Here is a 19238-nt window from a genome sequence, read left to right as displayed (position 1 = left end):
CCCGTTGGTCAAGCGGTTAAGACACCGCCCTTTCACGGCGGTAACACGGGTTCGAATCCCGTACGGGTCATCAAAAAAGCAGTTTGCATTTGCAAACTGCTTTTTTATTTCTATTAAATAAAATTAGGAGGAGATTGAATAAGAAAAGCGAAATAAGCTGTGGTAGCTTCTGCCGTAGGTTTAGTTACTTAGTTAGCGACTCCATTAGCTCTACCGAATTTAGGAGGTTCTTCTGGATCAGCAGAAGCTGCTGATGTTGAAGGAGACGTAACGGAAAAAGCGTTCTTTGAATCTGCTCAATAGTACAATGTGATGGTACTGGGTCTTTAGAGGATGATTCGAACAAACAGGTGATGACCAAAAAACGGTCAACTTTCATAGACCTTAACCGAATGGACTCTTCTGTAACGAGAAACAATGTTTAAAGATCTCCACCATTTTATGTATTAATAACTTAAAATCTTAAATAAAATATTCTCCTTAATATAAATGCCTTTATAAAAGTTGTGCTAATCTCTTTTCTTAATTGCTGAAAATTTGTATCTAATCCCCCCATTGTGTGTAAAACAAAAGTTAAATTCCTTACAGAGCGTTTCTCTGCACGTTAAAGACATATAATTTAATGTTTTTTATTAATAAATGCTGTAATTAAATAATCTCTGCATAAATTTAGACCTTTCTTCTTATCACATTAATTTAATAGGGGATATAATATCAATTTCCTATGTATTGTTCATGACATAGTTATTTGGCTAATGTTTAAATCACTAAGGAAATACTTCTATACATTTAATAAATATATAAAAGGAAAGTTCGTAAAGGTATACTTTTACGAACTTTCCTTTTATATAAGAAATCTACTGTTTTTATCGTTCGTTTAAGTAAGAAAAATAATTACGAACGTTCTCTTTATCTCATACACTTTTGCGAACGTTTTTGGTAGAATAAAAAGAAGATAGACACAAAAGGGAGTATAAAAATGGAAAATAGAAAATTTGGATATATCCGTGTAAGCAGCCGAGATCAAAATGAAGGACGACAACTTCAGTCCATGGAAGAAGTGGGCATATCTCCTCGAGATATTTTCATGGATAAACAAAGTGGAAAAAATTTCAATAGAGAACAGTACCAATTACTAAAACGAATGATTCGTAAAGGAGATATTCTTTACATTCATTCACTAGATCGTTTTGGTCGTAACAAAGAAGAAATTTTACAAGAGTGGAATGCTATTACGAAAGAAATTGAGGCAGACATTGTTGTCTTGGATATGCCTTTGCTGGATACGACTCAGTATAAGGATAGTTTGGGAACCTTTATTGCAGATTTGGTTCTTCAAATTTTGTCCTGGATGGCGCAAGAAGAACGAGATCGTATTCGTAAACGCCAGCGAGAAGGAATTAATGCTGCGCTGAAGAGTGGTATATCTTTTGGCCGTCCTAAAGCCCAAGTTAGCCAAGATTTTATTGAGGCTTATAACCGTTGGAAACGAAATGAAATTACAGCCGTACAGGCAATGAAGGAAGCGAATGTAAAAAAGACAACGTTTTATAAATTAGTAAAACAACATGAGGATGCAATGAATATGTAAACTGTTTAAGCTAGTTTATGTTTTACCCTTAGAGCTTTGAAATAAATATTATTCTTTGTGTCAAGATATCTTTTATTCCACATTCTTCTATGTACTAATTTATCTATTAACCTCGTATTAAAACAATGAAAAAAGGAAACACTATTTTTAAAAGAGAAATGATAAAGGGGTTAATCGTTTATGGAAAATAATATATCCAACGAAATGAGTCAACTTGAAAAAAATATATCTGATGAAATATTAGCTGAATTGTTTTTAAGTCAAGTAGCGAAACAATTCAAAAGAGGTAAAATTCTTGAAGAAATTGATCAGTCCTTAAAGAATAAAGACAAAGAAGCTTTTTTGCGTTTAACGGATGAACTAAAATTTGTATCTTAGTAAATAATTAGAAATAGGAAGTCATTATATAAACAAACCAGACTGAGTATCTTTCATAAGAGGTTAAGAACACAATTATTATGGTTTAGCTTCAATATAAATGGGATAATGAGCAGGAAAATATATTTCTATTAAGATTAGTAAATAAGCAAGCATGCAGCAGATTATAATTGCTCCTGTTACTAAAGCGCAACGAAGAAATTTCTTCATTATTTTATGTCTTTGAAACTTATTAAAGTTAATAATGTTACTCATAAAATCCTCCCTTTCCGGATTGATGGAGACATATTGTAAAAAGAAGATAAAACTATCTTCCTTAAAGATCAAAGGAATAGTTTTATCTTTTAATGTAACACGATCATACGTACTAAGAAATAGTAAGTTGTGAGATGAAGGAGATAATATGTTATAAAAAGTAAACTTATACAAATGAAATAATAAATGCAGCTTTTCGCTAGTTATATAAGCTGGCGATTTTTGCATTTTGAGAATGGAAAGTTGCCTAAGGTTACCCTACCTACTCTTAATGTAGTCTTCTTTATTCCTCAAGCTATTGAACGCGAGTTTTTATGGTTTGCAAAGTAGCTATATTATTTTGGACTGTTAAATTTAATTCATAGTATCCTCTCTCGCTGGATATACATGCATAGTCCCCTGAACATCCAGTTACAAAAAACGAGGTATTAGGAAAGTTAGGATTGATTGTAACTGAGTTAGCAAAAAATTTATGTGCATGATGAGTGAAAATCGCTAAAATTTTGTTCCTTACGTTAGAGGGTATAGCATTAAAAAACATGTTTGTCTGCATTTGAGTCATAACATGATCACCATGTATTTCCGTAGTTATACCTGGAACTCTCAAAGGCCAATGAAAATCAATAATGTAATAATAGTTAGGATCTAAGTTACTTAGCAAGTTTAAGCTATCCTGGCTAAATACCCCGCCTCGACCATTATCTAACCAAACATGACGCACCAACCCTTGTGTTCCAGGAATAACTCTATAGCCAATTAAATAACGATTGATGTACTGTCGAAATAAAGCTCTACTGTTATTTCTGTTAGTAGCCTCCCAGTTTCCTATAGAAGATCTGAAGGGAATTGATCCTAAAACATTATTTAAAATATTAGTGAACTGTTGGTAATATGTTTCAGCTACTTGTATTGAAGAAGCACCTAAAGCGTGTACATCATCTCCACCAAATATAATATATCGTTTATTACCATTGTTCACTACTCTTTGCAAAAGGGTATTAAACATACTTTGACTGTTTAAAAAACCTACATGACTATCACCTACAACTGCTAAATTAACTGTAGTAGCTAGTGGGAGTCCTGGTTGATTTTGAACGCAGTCATTTTCTCTTTTACCTTTATCGTTCTTAATTATTTTTACCACCCTTTCTGTCTATTGTTCTTGATATATTATTCATTAGATCAAGGAATGCTTGTACGATGATAAAAATGCTTCTTTATTTAAGAGAAGTAAAATAATAAATATTTTCTTTTTAAGCATGTCCAAACTCTTTTTGATTGGTAGCATATTCTGTTCATATAAATACCTTTTTAAAAAGGGGAACATAACATTGCTAACCAATAGTAAACAAAATTTAGAGAAATCTATTCAAAAAAATCAAGATAAAGAGTTCTTACAATACCTTCCACTACAAATTTATAGAGAAATAGCTTTTACAGTCCCTATCCCCCAAGGCATCTCTGACTTACCAGCAACTATTTTCTTTGATATTTCCAAGCAGTTTACTCCAGACCAGGTACAAAAAATTCAAGACACTATTAAAGGTGTATTATTTAACTGGTCGTTGCATTTAACACAAAAATGGAACAATGGATTTAATAATGGTGTATCACAATTGGCTGATTGTACGAACACATATGCGGTGAAAAACTTACAGCCTTTACGCTATTTTGGTGTTAATGTTACAGACGGAAAACAGGCCACAGATTTAGCTATGGAACAATTGACAGAAGTCATTAAAGACAATGGGTTTCGCCGATCCCAAAGAGCTAGGATAGATTGGATATACACCCCTTCTCCCATAACCATACAATTACCACCGACAGTCATTAAGACTCAAACTCCGTTATCTATGATTGTTAATGTATATCAACTCCAACAACCGAATGTAACTGTCGGCCTGCTTATAGGCTCTATGTTTCATGCTTGGCTCCATAGGGACGGTTACGACGACCCTAAAGTTACAAATTATTTTATTTCTGAATGTCCAATGTGCGTTATGAGAAGTTATCAACCTAAAAAGCCCAATGTACCCGATAGTTTATTCTATAAATATTTTAATTAAATCAACTAGTTTAAAAGTAGTGCATGATATATATATAAACGAAAGGTTATAAAACAAACTATTAGCACTTAAAGAATGTTTAAAAAGGAATTTTTTCACCTGTAAATTTACTTTTGCATTTAATATTTTTTACAACTAGTACAATTCATTATTTAATATAGTAGGTCATAAAAAAGGAGAATTCTATTGAACCTAAAAGAAATTAAGGGATCATACGATGTAATTGTTAGCTTAGGGAGTGCTTGTAATCCTGCAATGGAATTAAAACGCTTAAATTTAAGGACATTCTCTGGACCACTAGACTGGAGTGTATCTCTATCACTTTCTGATGTTAATAGGTTACTGAAAAATAAATTCAACAATTTTATGGAACTTGAAAACATGCAACTAACTGATGGAGCGTTTGCATTTGCCGATGATGGGGTCTTAATTGAAGGGGTGCAATCTTATTTAATAGAGGATACTCATTATAATATTATTTCAGTCCACGATTTCCCAATCATTCCACATCAACATTGGAGTGCCACATACACCTCCTATAAAGAAAAACTTACAAATCGAATTAATCGTTTTATAGAAAAAATCACAACTTCTGAATCTGTTTTATTTATTAGATGGGCTGCTACCTATGAGCAATCTTTAGAATTACAAGCAATTTTAGAACAGATTGTTAAAGGTAATTTTAATATTCTTATTCTATGCCCTGAAGAAGGATTCAAGGGTGTAAGTGAAATTAATTGGGGAATTGATAAAGTATGTGCAGTCAAAGTACCGAGACTCCCTAATGACCTGGAAACATGGAATTATGTTTTAGAAGGTATAACATTAAGTTCTAGAAAACAATAAAATGAAAGCATAAGAAGAGTTTCAAAATAAGAGAAGCAACCTCATACCTATTGGCATTGGAGAGAGGTTGCTTTTTTATGATTCACACTCGTCGAAGAATGAATAACACAGCAAGTAAATAATAATGTTATTTTTACATAATGTAACATAAAAAAATAATATTACAATAAATACTGTGTTTTTATGTATGAGCATATGAATAAAAGGTGCGCTTTTTATTCATCTCCCTGCTTTTGATTTATACGTTTAACGTTGATAAATCAAGGGTGTATAAAAAGCTGCATAAAGAAGAAACAAGGCCTCATCTAGAACCCTTCTCCCAAGAGGTTTCTTTTTTGTGATGTCTTCCGGAAAAATTGATTATGTTAACTATGGGTATAATTATAAAATTAAATTATTGTTTTGTAGAGGGGAATCTAGCTCCAGCAAAGTATATTCTGTTGTCTGCTCTAATTCTACCTGGAGTAGTACTAACAACTAAAACTTCTACTCTATCTCCAGCATTTAATTGAAGTATGTCATTGATCTCTATGAAACCATCAAAACGACTAGATGCCCCAAGAAACTCAACCTCAGCATCTAATAATAAACCATTTACTAAAAAAACTAATTCTACTTCATAATCAATATTTGGATTATCTGGCTGATAGAAGATTGATGCATTAAACGCGTATACACCATTAAACTCAGGTATAAATGTTGAAGTAGCTGCATTATATTCATTATTACCTATATCAAATTGTTCATTTGGAAATGTAACTTTTACAAAAGTATCAGTTTGAGAAATAGGAATAGTAGTATATTAGGATTAGTGGCTCTGAATGCTGAGGGACTTACAAGGTCCTCAGCATTAGCAACAAGTAAAGCATTCATACCTTTAAACGTTGAGAAATTCACTTTTTTGTTGGTTTTTCTATATAATATATTCTCTAATAAAAATAATGTTTGTATACTTGTCATGTTATATGATGAGTATCTTGAAACAAATGAACTTTATTTAATTCAATATATGCTAGTGTCTATACAAGGTACTAGTAAGATTTTCAAGAAAACCACTTAAAAATCTCTACTCTTTAACAATAACGATCTTAAATTCCTATTAAGATTATTGAAATATTCTACTCATGCTAGCTTTTTGACACTGTAACGGATTAATAGTTGGAGTACTGTTAGGAAGTATAGGAGCCATGAGATTACCTGTAAGGTTACTGTGGGCTGTATCAATATTTCCTGCAGAATCAATAAAAGGACCCGTAGGATCTATAGATTCAAACATGAATACATTATTAACAGGTTGGTTATTAAGCTGAGTAAATAAAGCATGTCCTGCTTCATGTGCAAATGCAAAAGGAGCACTCAAAGCTCTGTTACTCAATGCAATGGATCCAAAGAGTGTAAATTGAGGTACACCGTTTTCAACTCTAAAATTCTCAATTATTACTCCACCAACACCTATAGGTCGACTATTACCTGAAGGAGATGCAAAATTATTGCCACTTGTGTAAACAACGTATATGCCAGGTTGATTCCCATTCATTTGTTTAACTTGATTGATGAGATTCTCAACAGGTCCTCTAAATGCTTCATTAGTACTTAAATTGGTTGCATCTATTACTGTATTTACTTCGATTATAGGTTGTGAAATAAAGTTTATATTACATTCACCTCCACTATTCCATATCTGATTAGCTGAGGCAATGTCTCGATTAAATCTATTTTGCCGGCCATTACTATCACTGGGTGCAGAACCCGGAGTAAAGATACCATAAACATTAACCGAAGGATCACCCTGCGATTGGACTGAGTAACTATAGTTATATCTGTATTTTCTCTTTCTTGATTTTTTCAATTAATGCACTTCCTTTTATATAATTAGTACAAGTTATGTAATTGCTAATAAGTTGCTTGTATGCTTGTCCAATGACAGCACGATTATTTTATTGACTTTGGAAATTATATCCTTTAAAATTAACCAAAAGCAACGTTGCAACTTAAATACGTTGCTTGAAAAGGAGAGCATATGAGCAGGGTTAAAGAAGGTAATCGAAGACTTACATGTGATATTCCAGAAGAGTTACACAAGGAGTTACGTTTCTTAGCTGTAGAAAATGATACAAGTATTACGAAGTATGTAAAGGCTTTATTAGAAGAGCATGTGAAGAAAGTAAGAAAAGAAAAGTAAACAAAGAAAGGGCACTTCCTCTGCAGAGGAAGCACCCCATGTAGAACTTAATATGGACTTTAATTATAACATGGGTTGCCCTCAAAAAATAGGAGGGTCTTATCATGGATCAAACCGAAAAATTATCGATAGGTATCGAAAACATTTTAAGTGTTGCTTCGGATTTAGTACAAGAAGTGGAGCGTCTTAAGTGTGTTGAAGAAGAATGTCAGATGCTTAAAGAAAAACTTTTTTTGAAACAACTTACGTCATCAGAACAAGACGTTTTTGCTCTTGCACTTGATGGCCATTCTGTTAAAGAAATGTAAGATATTTTGTTCAAAGAAGAGAACACAATTAAGACTCAAAGACGCAGCATTCTACAAAAATTAAACGTTTCTTCGATGAAAGAAGCAATCGGTTTTTATAAAAAAACTACTCAGACTTCTTCTCAAAACTTCACGAATTATCATCAAGAAATTTTTCAAAAACTCGTTAAAACTTCATAAGATCTGAGGGTACTTTGAGTGGACAGTAGGTCAACATTTACAAAAAGGTGTAAGTTTTGATATCGACACTAGGTCGACATTATGCGCTTTTTTTGCTCTTTAGGTCAACAGCAGGTCGACAGACTGGAAGTTTTCGTGGGGTCACTTTTTTGAGGGTAAAAACGTTGTTTTGCTGGGCTTTGCCCAGCATATCACAGCCATGTGATATCAAAAAACCCTTATGCTCTTCTCTACTCGTACTGGAAATTTTGCAATTTGATAGAAAAGGAATGATTTCATGGATATCTTTTTACGAAATATTGATCGGGTTGCTATGCAAAAAGTTGATGCACTTGCGAAAGAAAATGGGATGTCCCGTCAACAATTCTTGAAAGAACAATTTGAAATATTAGCTTTTTTTGATGAACAAGTAGAAAGAGAAAAAAGATTAGAAGCAATCGTTCATCAGAACATCGAAATGATGAAACAATGTGCGATATCAATTGAAAAGATGAACGATATTATCTATGAACTGATGGGAGATGTAGAGGAGTAATGGAAACACAACGACGTATGATTACACTTGATAAAGAAACGGATCAATACATCCAAGATTATATGGCTGAACATAAACTTCGTTTCCCTGGAGAAGCAATTATGGATATCTGTAAAAAGTATCGAGAAGAAAAAAAGAAAGAATGGTCGTTAGATTACATTACGGAAACTGTTAGTGAAAATCTCAATGGTGCATTAAAAAGCGAACTAAAAAAAATTAGATTAGGAACCAATAGTGCCGATAAAAACACACAAATTCTCATCGAATTCATGAATGGATTGTATTTTCACCATGGCTATCGGGGAATTATGACAACGGATCTTCAAGAGTTAGAAGAAACTAAACTTGCAAAAAAGGTTGTAAGTGAACGTATTGTGAATCAAAGACAAAAACGGCTAGATAAGGAAAACCCTAAAAGCTAAAACAGCCTTTAAGGCTAGTTAGGTAGGCTTAAGCCTACTTTTCCTTTTAGTAAATGAGGTGAATATAGCTTGATATGTAGTTATTGTAGTTATTGTGGGACAGAAGGATTAGAAAATATTTGCCCTTTTTGTGGGGCTGATTTAAATATAAAAAGGCCAAAGCTTAAAGAATTTGTGGTCTTAGAGGACGTTGAGAAGCCTTTTAATGAACTTTCATGCTTTCATACGTATGATTTGTTGGTTTTGCTACGTTTGGTACGTAAAGAAAGGACAAAGGCTTATGATTTAATGCTAAGGCTTAAAAAGGATGATAAGAGCCCTCAAATTATTCAAATAACACGTAACTATTTAAAAGACCTATATGAAACCTTATACAAAGCGTATGAAGCTTATATGTCTATATTAATTAAATGAGACATAATCCCTTTATCATAAAAAATTGAACTAACTATATATGGGATTTGATACCGCATTTTTTTAATAAGGTAACCTTTTCTTATATATTAAATGAAAGCTCTTTCTATTGAGAGCTTTCATTTTTATTTCTATAAATCATTTATTTGTTTGATGAAATTAGATTTTATATACTGAAACAGCTCTATATCCAACTCATTGTGCTTTTCTATTTTCTTAATGATATCAATGGGGACTTCGTTGAGCAAAGGGCGAGATTTTGTCACATTCACCTTCTTATATTTAATATTTCCCCATTTGAATTTTTTCTTTAGTAGCAGAAGCGATTCGTTAAACATTTCTGTTATTCCTATTGATCCAAATTCCAGCAAGTTTTCTTTCGCTTTCTCTACGCTTAGTTGAGATTTCACCCCGCAAATTTGTTTAGTTTGGCCATTTGTAGCTTGAGGGTCCCAATCAAGGTAGTCTTCAAAAGACATATGTTTCATGTTCTCTTCATAATACCCTGGATACGATTTCAAAAAATAATATAATGATATGACACGCTCAACCGGATGACGCATCATACTAAAATAAACATAGGGTTGAGAAAAAAATTCATGTATTCCATAGAAATGATGGCCGGATATAGCTTTTATGTTTTTTTTATCTTCTTCTTTTAATTGGCTAAACTGTTTATTCATCTCTTCTAAAGGAACATGATCGTATATTTCATTTTCAGAGTAGAACTTTTTAAAAATATTATTAAGTGTGGTTCCCCCTGTTTTAGGAATGTGCATAAAGATAACAACTTTTTCATCCATTTGAAATTGCACCTCTCCTCTAATTGCCTATAAGAATATCAGTTCCATAAATGGATTATTGATAAATTTTACGTATCTTTTACAATAAAAATGTTACAAAGACACAAATTTCTTTTTAGGAATAATAAACCGTGGATCTTGCGTAGGAATTAGATACCGATCACATAAACAATGGAGAATTTCTAGTGGTCGATATTTATGTTGGACAGAGCAAATCAATCATTGTATATTTGATGAACGCCATCAAGATACCAATAGGCAGTTTCTACGGCAGCTATGGTATTTTCATTGGGTACTTGATTCAAATAACGAAAGAAGTATCGTGCTAAGAAAAGCTTCTAGAGGACGTGGTACTCCAGGCGGATAAACCAGAGTTTACGTGTTTAAAAATAGGATGCCATCAAATGGACAAAATGTATTAGTAAAAGCTGCCACACCTGTAAATTCCCCTTCAAGAACTTATAGAATTGTTTAACAATAATAAATTTCTTCTGGCAACTAAACATAAAATCTTAAAATTTACTATTTATTCATCGAAAATAAACGATAAAAGCAGCAGGATTTTCTGTAATGCACAAAAAACCCTGCTGCTTTTATCCTTTAAGTAACGTATTAACCCCCAAAAATCTTACTCCAGAATCCTTTTGGTTTTGAATCAAGATTTTCTTGGGCGGCCGCGATAAGTTTTTTTGTATCACTAATTTCACGTATGGCACTAGTCAATTTCTCATCGCGTTTCTCTAGATTGTTTTCAATGTATTTGTCTTGGTGGTCTAGTTTTTCTGTAAGTTTCTTTATAAGGCTTCCTTGTTCATCTAGTCGTTGGATAAGCGCTAATTGAAATTGCTCATCTTTTTCAGAGCGATTAAGCAACTCTTGAACTTTTTCTTCAAGGGATTGTACTTTTTTTTCAAGGTTTGATTGAACTTCCACTGTCTCCGGTACAATTTCTCCTTGAAGCCACTGGTTTATCATCTTATAGCTCCAGTTTTGCTCTTGAATTCTTTTTTTTATTTCAGTTAATAAATCGATGTTTTGTTTGTTATAGCGCCTATGTCCGCCTTCTGTTCGTTGAATTTGGAGATTGAATTCTTTTTCATATAAGCGAATAAGATCTACACTTAATCCAGTTAGCTTTACTGTGTCTTTCAAAGTATAGACTACTTCATCTTTATTTTTTTCAAGCATTTTTCTAGGATTCTCCTTTCTGTATAAAAATCTAGATATACTTTGAAGTTGATATATCAGTGTTAATGGCAATTCTAGAATGCGTTTTTGCGAGATATTATTCAAGATTTATATTTCTAGTAAAATTCTATTAATTACTTTATATTCCTGTCTTTTATGTACATTTTTCTTTTTCTTTCGCTAGGCCTTTTATTCTTCCTTTTCAATTCTAGATGAAATCATAAACTTTTCAAGAGTAAAACTGTTTATTTTAAATGTAGATAGATTATATATAAAGTTCAAAAAAAAGCAACTTAAGGATCAACATTAACTCTACTCGACTAAAACTTTGTTTTAGCCAATGTCTGCAAAAAAGGAGTTTTAACTGTTAAGAAATATCTTTGTTAACAACTGATTCACATCTTTTCCTCTCCTAAAGTCCAAAGAAACTAGAGTACCTAGAAAGCTTGATATAAAATAGCTTCAGACGAATCTAGAATGTACTTTCTCTAACTTTAATTCAAGTATTTTGTGTAGCTCATTAAGTATTTTGTGTAAGATAATATAAATCCTATATACCTATATCTTCTGGATTTATTACGTTGGTTTAATGGAACTTCTTTTTTGTTTATACAATTCTTATAGAATTATTTTTCGAGTTAAAATTAATCTTAATTTTTTCTAAGTTATTTAAATTTTATAGCAAAAGCTAGAAATGCAATGAACTAATGATAATAAAGGGTTTTTAACGAATCTAGAGTGAACTTCTTCTAGACTTTAGCCAAGAATAATAAATCTAATTAAATTCTAGATTATTTTACAAGAAATCCATTGTTATACAACCACGGCATGGCCGCCAACTTCTAAATTTGTAATGCTTGAGAAGGTTGTTTCCATCGCAATCCACTTTTTAAAACAGTTAAATTTTAAAAAGTGGATCATTAAGTTCAACTAAAGTTAAACTCAATGATCTTTTCTGAAATTAACTAAGGTGAAAATAAAATTAAGTTTAACTTGTAAAATAAAAATTACTTATATAAAAGATGTTTTGGTGAAAAATAAGTTGAACTTAATATTTTATTTTGTCTTTAGATATCGCTTAAATCGATATAAAGCATGGCGGCTAGACAGTCCAAAGTAATAAATAATGTGTTGGTTTGAATATCCATCATGGATTTTGTTAAGTATACAACTGTTTCGAAAGTGAGTAGATCTTACAATTGCTTGGATGCCTGAACGTTTGACTTCTCTTTCAATCATACGTTTTGTACCAATTATACTAATCCTTTTAGGCTGATTTAAATTGTAATCATACCAATAAACCATTTTTTGAGGATGAAAAGAAATAAATAATGGATCATTTGTATAATCCTTAGGTCTAAATAACAGAGGGATTGTTAATAGGTAATCATATATGGTTTTCTTATCATGTTTAGAAAGCTCTAAGGTGCGTTTTGATTTGCTTGTGTTTACCGTTAATGTATTCTGTGCAAAGCTAATGTCTTGTATATTTAAAGATACAACTTCGTTAATGGTAAGACCGTAATGAAGCATTAAGATGAATATGGAATGGTTACGCGGACCTATATATTTATGTATCTGCAATTGAATATCACTTAAATGTTCGTGACTTATAACTGAATCTAAAAGAATTGAAGCATCCGATTCAGTTATAAAATCGGTATCAGTTAATTCTCGTTGTTTTTTTGTTGTTGCTTGTAAAAGTCCAATATTATCCGTGAGGTTATAATATTTTAACATTCCATTTAAATGCGATGCTACACGCCTCAGATTAGCTTCTGACAAGTTTTTTTCTTTTAAATAGGTAAAGTATTCGTCGTAATATTTTTTGTCTCCTGGCAAAGTTTCTGAAGGGATATTAGGGTGAGATTGATTTAACCATTCAAAAAACTGTTTTAGATCATGCTTATACATTGAGATTGTAGACGCCTTCTTTTTAGATTCGACTAAATGAGACAGGAAAGCTCCGAGCAAAATAAAGTTATTCAAATAAGACACACCTGACCTTTAGGTAAATTTAATATACTATTATTATAACAAAAACATTAAACAAGCTCACTAAAATGATTCTATTCACTTTATGTATATTAAATTTACCTAAACACAAAAAAAGACGTGTAAAAGCCATCGCTGCAAGGCAAGGTTTTACACGTCTTTTTTCTATAACTAAGTTCTATTTAAAACTTTACTTTGTAAAAAGTCTTTATACATTTTTTTTAACTCTTTATTTTTAAAATCCTTAACAAGTCTTGGTTCTAAGCCTAATTTTTCACGTTTATTATAATCTTCTTCCATATTTCGAATGACTTCTTGTAAGCTTGCTTCTTGGGCTTTTTTTATTTCTTCTTGGGTAGGTTGATCTGAACTTAGAATCAGCATTCTTTTTAATTCTTGAAACTGCAAGAGCTTTTCTTCAAATTCTATTTGAGTTCCATTTTCTTTTAAAAATGATTCTTGCTTCTCTTTTAAAGTTGCATCCTTAAGAATTTGTTGTTTATCTCTATCTTGGGCTATAAAATCTGGAACTAATTCTTTTTTTGCAGCCTTTTTAGAATTAATGCGTTTTGATTCCTGTGAGACCTGGGCATAATCTTTTTGAATTGCTTTTACTACGTAGGAATGAGGGTGAGTCACATCTCCTGTAATCAAACGATCTTGCGTGTATCTTATATTTCTTTCTAGGTGTTCTTGTGTAAATTCTGATAAAAGCCACTCTATTTTTTCTGCCTTAACCCCTAAGCCTGCTAAATCATTCTCAAGGCTGTTTGTGTTGTCTTCTAATTTCGAGAAGGATTGATTTAATTCTAGTTTTTTCTCTTGAGTAGAGCTAGAACCATTCAATGCAGGCGAACTGGTAATAATAAATTCTATGGACGTTACTTTTCTACCAGTTTTTATTTCCACGAATTCAAAGTGGATATCCGTTTTATTATTGATTTCTTTTTGAGCTACTGCTAATACTTTGCTTTTAAAATGGCCATACTGTTTATACTTAGTAGGTTCGATAGCTAAAAAATGACGTAATTCTTCAAGAGTGAGTTCCCTTTTTCGCAGACGCTCATATTGCTTAAGCAACTCATATATACGAATGGAATAGACCGAATTGAGTCTCACTACATTCTCTAATTGATACGATGTAAATTTTTCCTTAAGCTCTAAAAACAGATACTTTAAGCTAGGATGAAACTGTAATGTTATGTACCCTTCGTTTTCTTCATAGATAGACGTGATTACCCAGTTGTAATTTCTTTGTCTGCCTTTTTCTTTTATCGTAAGAATTTTGGTTTGAAGTCCATTTACAATTTCTTTTAGGTACGAATAAAAACCAGTACCCTTCTTATTGCCTACAATTTCGATAAAATCTTTAGCTCGAAACCTATAGGTCTTCAACGTTTCATCATTAGGCTGCACTTTAGATGCCATGATTAAAAGAATTCTTTGCTCTTGTAAAGACAATTTATATGTACTCTCAATGAGGATGTTTGATTTAGTTACCCAATTTTTTATATTTATACTTTCCAGATCATATGGTTGAACGACAGTCGTTTTCTTCATAAAATCCCCCATATTTTTCTAAACTATCACTAAAATATCATAAAAGTGATACTGTGTAAATTGCATGTTGAAGAGCAACTTGTCCTTATAATTTAAATATCACGCAAAATTAGTGATACTTCATGAAGGTTTTAAACTCTGAAAACCTTATATATTCTTAATTTATTACGCTCAGTCTGCACTTCAATGCGCAAAATTGGTGATACTTGAAGCGTGTCTGCATTTCCAACGCAAAATTAGTGATACTTAAAGCATTTTTATATTGTCCACGCAAAATTGGTGATAGTTAAGCCATAATTGCATTTCCAACGCAAAATTAGTGATAGTTCGCGCAAAATTAGTGATAGTTTCACGCAAAATTAGTGATAGTTTCACGCAAAATTAGTGATAGTTCGCGCAAAATTAGTGATAGTTCGCGCAAAATTAGTGATAGTTTAGGCTTATAAACCTTGTAATATCAGTGTCTATAGGCCCTCTAAAACAATAAAACAATAAAACAAATATATAAAACAATATATAAAACAGTAAAACAACATAAGAGAGTAGTTGTTTTTTTACTTTATAACTTTAAAGATTAATAATTAAGTAAAGGAATCCATTTGGAGTGAGGTTTTTAGAACATTAGCAGTATATCCAAGCGAAGACATTTTTAATCATAAGTAAAGAGATCTACAGAGGTTTTATGAGGAGTTCACGAATTCTTATTGAATTATAAGATTAATAGACGGTATAATAGAGTCACCAAAACAGTGCGGAATATAAAAAGACTCCAACGTGTGCAAGTGGTGCGCCAACACCCTTACACCGTTCACCCTAAAACAGCTAGGGAAAACACCTGTCGAAGTCCTAATACATAAATTTAGTTACGCCTTTATTTTATCGGATAATTAAATTTATTTCAAGGGCGTAGTCTATCAAAAAATCCGACATCGTTTTCCTATTTTCTGGGATGCGATGTCTTTTTTTGTTCCTAAAAAGGAGAGGATAGACTAATGTCTACTACGCGTATGCTTACGACAGAAGAATTTGATTCTATGAAAAATTATCAGAGTTTCATAGAAAACCGTTCTCAACATCAATCAATGAAACGAAAATTACTTAAAGAAATTATCAACCTTTACGGAGAGAAATTTTACCGTCTCCACGAAGGAACTAGAAAAGCTTTAGACCGGTTTTGTTGGTTTGCTGCAGAAAAAGGATTTTGCTTTCCTGGTAGTACATATTTAGGTAAAACCTACGAAAAGTCAAAAGGAACAATCGATCGTCATTTAAAAGAACTACGAAAACAAGGACAAATTATTACTGTATATCGTCGTTGCCCTCGTAACAATGGAAAGGGAAATCCAGTGCACTTATTTGTGAACCACCCTTTTTTTAATCACTGGGTTAAGTATTTACAGCTTGACTTAGAGTCTAATGTTGAAGCAGATGTTAAAACAGAAAATACTGAGAACGCTTGGGAGAGTAAGAGCAAAGACACAAAAAAACAGTCTACCTATAATTTATCTTTAAAAGATTTAAATAAATATATACGTAATGATGTTAATTTTAAACTCTCGTCTGATTATGTACCATCTTACATACCAAAATCTTTTAAAAATGCTGTAACACCTTTTTTTTCATGTGCAGATGATATTTATGATTTATGGAGAAAAGTCCGATTAGCTTACAAAGCGAGTTGTTTAGAAAAGCCCCTGGAAGATTTAAGTTTCCTTCCTGTTCAAGCGTTTAAAGAGACTGTTTTTGCTTATAAAAGCAATCGTATAAAAACTAACTTTGCAGCTTATTTTTTTGGAACGATTAGAGGAATATTTGTGATTGAGCGTAGAAAAGAAGTTCAGCGAAACGGTGGGAGTAGGCTTTTTTATAACTTTTTAGACTCCTAAATTAGAAAACAGATAATATTATTTATACATATTTTAAGTCAGAACGAGCGTTGTTACGATTTAACAATCTGAAAAATATTATCTTTTGTACCCAAAATAAGACGGGTCTATATACACATTTCTATTGGTACTTTACATATACTGTTACGATTTATTTTGTTATCAGAGGTGAGTAAATGCCATATGTTAATCGGTTTTTAACCAACGCTAATGGGGCTGTTACATTTACAGGAAACACTTTTGGCTTAAATAAGCAAGCCAATGCTAATGCTCCTGGAACAGCAGGCTCAATAGGAACTTTTTTCAGTGTAAATCCAAGCTCCATAGATGGATCGTTTCCTACAGGAACTACGGCAAATTATCTGCAAAACTCTTCTAGTGCAGTTTTAAGACTCCCATCTAGCACTACTCAAATTCTTTATGCAGAATTAATATGGGGTGGAAGCTATCTTTATGGTGGAGAAGATGTTAGCGCAGCTTTAAATAACGCTGTGACTTTTATTACTCCTATCAGAACAGTTAGTGTGCAGCCAGATACAGCAACACGTTTTACCTTAACAACTTCAAGCTTTTATTATGTGCGCAGTGCAAACGTGACAAATTTGATTTCTCAAGCAGGTACGTATTCAGTACAGGGTGTTCCTGGAACACAAAGTACAACAGAAAACAATGCAAATGCAGCTGGGTGGACATTGGCCGTAGTATATGCTGATCCGTTACAGAAATCTCGAAACTTGTCTATTTTTGTTGGAGCAGAATTGACCAGTTCATCTACAGGAAGCTCTACTGCAGCTGTAACTGGATTTGGTACGCCTATTACAGGAACAGTAAATGGTAGATTATTAGTAAGTGCTATTGAAGGGGATTCAGCTATAGTAGGTGATCAGCTCCAATTCGGCCCTACGGTTGCAGCTTTGCAACCAGTTTCGGGACCGAATAATCCTATAAATAACTTTTTTGCTTCTCAAATTAATAATGATAGTGGTGTATTAGATACAAGTGGACAATTTGGCAGTTTAAATAGCACACCCGGAGGAAGCTTATCGGGTGCTAGGCAGGGGTGGGATATTACCAATATTGACGTCTCAGCTCGGTTATCAAATAACCAAACCAGTGCCGTCGTACGTGGGACGACAAATGGAGATACTTACGTTATTAGTGCTTTAGCTCTTCAAGTAGATATTAATGCGCCTGTTTTAAATGTATCGAAGTCTGCTAATGCTACATCTGCTCGAACAGGAGATATTATTACTTATACAGTCCAAGTAAGTAATACCGGCACAGCTTCGGCCAATGTTCTAATAGCTACAGATCCATTGTCTTCAGCAACAACCTTTATTCCTAATAGTTTGCAAGTGGATGGAGTTACTCAGACAAATGCAGATATCCGAAATGGTTTGTCGCTTGGTACATTAAATATTAATCAAACTCGGGTTTTGACATATCAGGTTAGAGTAGCTGGCCCTCTAACATCAATCTCTTCTCTTGGCAATCAAGTTTTTATTAATTACCAATTTGAAAGTACACCAGGAAACGTATTAACAGGATCAGGTGCTTCTCCTGTCAATAGTGTAACAGCTATTAACACTCCTCCCACAGTTCCAAATTATACTATTACAAACCCTGAAGATACTGTAGCTATTGGAACAGTCATTGGCAGTGATATTGATGGGAATCCTCTAACTTATCGTGTTGGTACGAGGCCGACTAATGGAATAGTAACTGTTAATCCTAATGGCCAATTTGTCTATACCCCAAATTTAAACTTTAACGGAACGGATCAATTTACAGTTATTGTAGACGATGGGCAAGGAGGAACAGCTACCTCTGTAGTTACCATAATCAATACGCCTGTAAACGATAATCCTGTTACTCAAAACTATGCAGTTATCACTAATGAAGATACCCCTTTAGTTGGTCAGATACAAGCTACAGATGTAGATGGTGACTTACTTACCTTCCAATTACAATCTCCACCAACAAACGGAACAGTTACCGTAACTAATAGTGGAGGTTACACGTATACCCCCAATTTAAATTTCAACGGAAGCGATCAGTTTACCGTGTTGGTCTCAGATGGTCAGGGAGGCACGGCCGTTTCGACAGTAACAGTGACAGTAACGCCGGTGAACGATGCACCGACGGTGCCAAACTACACGTTTACTACACAAGAAGATAGCCCTGTGGTAGGAGCAGTCGTAGGGACCGATGTAGATGGGAATTCTCTTAGCTATCAGCTGCAAAATAGGCCAACAAATGGAGTAGCAGTAGTAAATGCAAATGGAACGTTTAGTTATCAACCAAACTTGAATTTTAATGGAAGTGATCAATTTACGGTATTGGTGTCAGATGGCCAAGGAGGAACGGCGGTTTCGACGGTGACCATCAACGTTATCCCTGTCAATGATCCCCCAATTACGTCTAATGTGAGCTTTACGATTGCGGAAGATAGCACGTTAATCAACCGAGTAGTGGCGGTAGATCCTGATGGAAACCCGTTAACGTTTAGCCTACAAACGGCACCGGGCAACGGAGTGGCCGTGGTGAATGCAGATGGAACGTTTAGCTACCAGCCGAACCTGAACTTTAATGGGACGGATCAGTTTACAGTGTTGGTGTCAGATGGCCA

General features: G+C 33.3%; 17 protein-coding genes and 1 tRNA gene. 12 read left to right on the top strand and 6 right to left on the bottom strand.

The window, feature by feature from the left end:
* The 3 genes from ACRPLY_RS26315 (at position 1) to ACRPLY_RS26305 (ending at position 1969) form a co-directional block, all read left to right on the top strand.
* Positions 1-70 (top strand) — tRNA-Glu (locus ACRPLY_RS26315).
* 909 nt (positions 71-979) lie between these two features.
* On the top strand, positions 980-1591 hold the full coding sequence (locus ACRPLY_RS26310) for a recombinase family protein (protein WP_014462076.1): 612 nt from the start codon (positions 980-982) through the stop codon (positions 1589-1591).
* 180 nt (positions 1592-1771) lie between these two features.
* A complete protein-coding gene (locus tag ACRPLY_RS26305; RefSeq protein ID WP_033580880.1) occupies positions 1772-1969 on the top strand; it encodes an IDEAL domain-containing protein in 198 nt (65 codons plus the stop codon).
* 550 nt (positions 1970-2519) lie between these two features.
* On the opposite strand, the gene ACRPLY_RS26300 is transcribed toward ACRPLY_RS26305, so the two are convergent.
* Positions 2520-3368: a hypothetical protein gene (locus tag ACRPLY_RS26300; protein ID WP_049166430.1), complete on the bottom strand. Its 849-nt coding sequence runs from the start codon at positions 3366-3368 to the stop codon at positions 2520-2522.
* A 187-nt stretch (positions 3369-3555) separates the two neighbouring features.
* On the opposite strand from ACRPLY_RS26300, the gene ACRPLY_RS26295 reads away from it, so the two are divergent.
* Together ACRPLY_RS26295 and ACRPLY_RS26290 are read left to right on the top strand one after the other, a co-directional pair.
* Positions 3556-4290 carry a hypothetical protein gene (locus ACRPLY_RS26295; protein WP_432232195.1) on the top strand — a complete coding sequence of 245 codons (735 nt, stop codon included), beginning with the start codon at positions 3556-3558 and terminating at the stop codon, positions 4288-4290.
* Between the two features lie 186 nt (positions 4291-4476).
* Entirely contained in the window at positions 4477-5136 is a 660-nt protein-coding gene (locus ACRPLY_RS26290) for a DUF1796 family putative cysteine peptidase (RefSeq protein ID WP_098626681.1), read from the top strand.
* A gap of 1105 nt (positions 5137-6241) precedes the next feature.
* On the opposite strand, the gene ACRPLY_RS26285 is transcribed toward ACRPLY_RS26290, so the two are convergent.
* On the bottom strand, positions 6242-6985 hold the full coding sequence (locus tag ACRPLY_RS26285; RefSeq protein WP_432232194.1) for a hypothetical protein: 744 nt from the start codon (positions 6983-6985) through the stop codon (positions 6242-6244).
* Between the two features lie 171 nt (positions 6986-7156).
* Here ACRPLY_RS26285 and ACRPLY_RS26280 point away from each other — a divergent pair, with 171 nt between their 5' ends.
* The 5 genes from ACRPLY_RS26280 (at position 7157) to ACRPLY_RS26260 (ending at position 9177) form a co-directional block, all read left to right on the top strand.
* Complete coding sequence (locus ACRPLY_RS26280; RefSeq protein ID WP_176542911.1) at positions 7157-7318, top strand: hypothetical protein; 162 nt, start codon at positions 7157-7159, stop codon at positions 7316-7318.
* A 104-nt stretch (positions 7319-7422) separates the two neighbouring features.
* Positions 7423-7626 carry a hypothetical protein gene (locus ACRPLY_RS26275; protein WP_223546852.1) on the top strand — a complete coding sequence of 68 codons (204 nt, stop codon included), beginning with the start codon at positions 7423-7425 and terminating at the stop codon, positions 7624-7626.
* Between the two features lie 457 nt (positions 7627-8083).
* Entirely contained in the window at positions 8084-8341 is a 258-nt protein-coding gene (locus ACRPLY_RS26270) for a hypothetical protein (protein ID WP_049166427.1), read from the top strand.
* Entirely contained in the window at positions 8341-8763 is a 423-nt protein-coding gene (locus ACRPLY_RS26265) for a hypothetical protein (protein WP_432232193.1), read from the top strand. The genes ACRPLY_RS26270 and ACRPLY_RS26265 overlap by 1 nt, the downstream gene beginning before the upstream one ends.
* 69 nt (positions 8764-8832) lie before the next feature.
* Positions 8833-9177, top strand: coding sequence for a hypothetical protein (locus tag ACRPLY_RS26260; RefSeq protein WP_432232192.1), 345 nt, complete (start codon positions 8833-8835; stop codon positions 9175-9177).
* Positions 9178-9308: 131 nt separating this feature from the next.
* Here the strand turns inward: ACRPLY_RS26260 and ACRPLY_RS26255 are convergent, their stop codons facing one another.
* The 4 genes from ACRPLY_RS26255 to ACRPLY_RS26240 all read right to left on the bottom strand — a co-directional run bounded on the left by ACRPLY_RS26255 (position 9309) and on the right by ACRPLY_RS26240 (position 14723).
* Positions 9309-9980: a sulfotransferase family 2 domain-containing protein gene (locus ACRPLY_RS26255; RefSeq protein WP_432232191.1), complete on the bottom strand. Its 672-nt coding sequence runs from the start codon at positions 9978-9980 to the stop codon at positions 9309-9311.
* Between the two features lie 612 nt (positions 9981-10592).
* Entirely contained in the window at positions 10593-11168 is a 576-nt protein-coding gene (locus tag ACRPLY_RS26250; protein WP_432232190.1) for a MerR family transcriptional regulator, read from the bottom strand.
* 1056 nt (positions 11169-12224) lie between these two features.
* Positions 12225-13166: a tyrosine-type recombinase/integrase gene (locus ACRPLY_RS26245; RefSeq protein ID WP_432232189.1), complete on the bottom strand. Its 942-nt coding sequence runs from the start codon at positions 13164-13166 to the stop codon at positions 12225-12227.
* Between the two features lie 168 nt (positions 13167-13334).
* Positions 13335-14723 carry a replication initiation protein gene (locus ACRPLY_RS26240; protein WP_154992586.1) on the bottom strand — a complete coding sequence of 463 codons (1389 nt, stop codon included), beginning with the start codon at positions 14721-14723 and terminating at the stop codon, positions 13335-13337.
* Between the two features lie 992 nt (positions 14724-15715).
* Here ACRPLY_RS26240 and ACRPLY_RS26235 point away from each other — a divergent pair.
* Together ACRPLY_RS26235 and ACRPLY_RS26230 are read left to right on the top strand one after the other, a co-directional pair.
* Complete coding sequence (locus tag ACRPLY_RS26235; protein ID WP_432232188.1) at positions 15716-16609, top strand: transcriptional regulator; 894 nt, start codon at positions 15716-15718, stop codon at positions 16607-16609.
* Positions 16610-16785: 176 nt separating this feature from the next.
* Positions 16786-19238, top strand: a 2453-nt coding sequence (locus ACRPLY_RS26230) for a tandem-95 repeat protein (RefSeq protein WP_432232187.1), incomplete at its 3' end; no start/stop codon positions are given.

This window comes from Priestia sp. TGN 0903 (assembly GCF_050846855.1).
In the GTDB taxonomy this organism is placed as follows: domain Bacteria; phylum Bacillota; class Bacilli; order Bacillales; family Bacillaceae_H; genus Priestia; species Priestia zanthoxyli.
Note: the sequence above shows the minus strand (reverse complement) of the source record. Positions and strands in the feature narration are given on the sequence as shown.

Coding starts and splice junctions, on each gene's coding strand:
- ACRPLY_RS26250 (WP_432232190.1), bottom strand. CDS start 11,168: ATGCTTGAAAAAAATAAAGATGAAGTAGTCTATACTTTGAAAGACACA.
- ACRPLY_RS26310 (WP_014462076.1), top strand. CDS start 980: ATGGAAAATAGAAAATTTGGATATATCCGTGTAAGCAGCCGAGATCAA.
- ACRPLY_RS26275 (WP_223546852.1), top strand. CDS start 7,423: ATGGATCAAACCGAAAAATTATCGATAGGTATCGAAAACATTTTAAGT.
- ACRPLY_RS26280 (WP_176542911.1), top strand. CDS start 7,157: ATGAGCAGGGTTAAAGAAGGTAATCGAAGACTTACATGTGATATTCCA.
- ACRPLY_RS26235 (WP_432232188.1), top strand. CDS start 15,716: ATGTCTACTACGCGTATGCTTACGACAGAAGAATTTGATTCTATGAAA.
- ACRPLY_RS26255 (WP_432232191.1), bottom strand. CDS start 9,980: ATGGATGAAAAAGTTGTTATCTTTATGCACATTCCTAAAACAGGGGGA.
- ACRPLY_RS26270 (WP_049166427.1), top strand. CDS start 8,084: ATGGATATCTTTTTACGAAATATTGATCGGGTTGCTATGCAAAAAGTT.
- ACRPLY_RS26265 (WP_432232193.1), top strand. CDS start 8,341: ATGGAAACACAACGACGTATGATTACACTTGATAAAGAAACGGATCAA.
- ACRPLY_RS26240 (WP_154992586.1), bottom strand. CDS start 14,723: ATGAAGAAAACGACTGTCGTTCAACCATATGATCTGGAAAGTATAAAT.
- ACRPLY_RS26305 (WP_033580880.1), top strand. CDS start 1,772: ATGGAAAATAATATATCCAACGAAATGAGTCAACTTGAAAAAAATATA.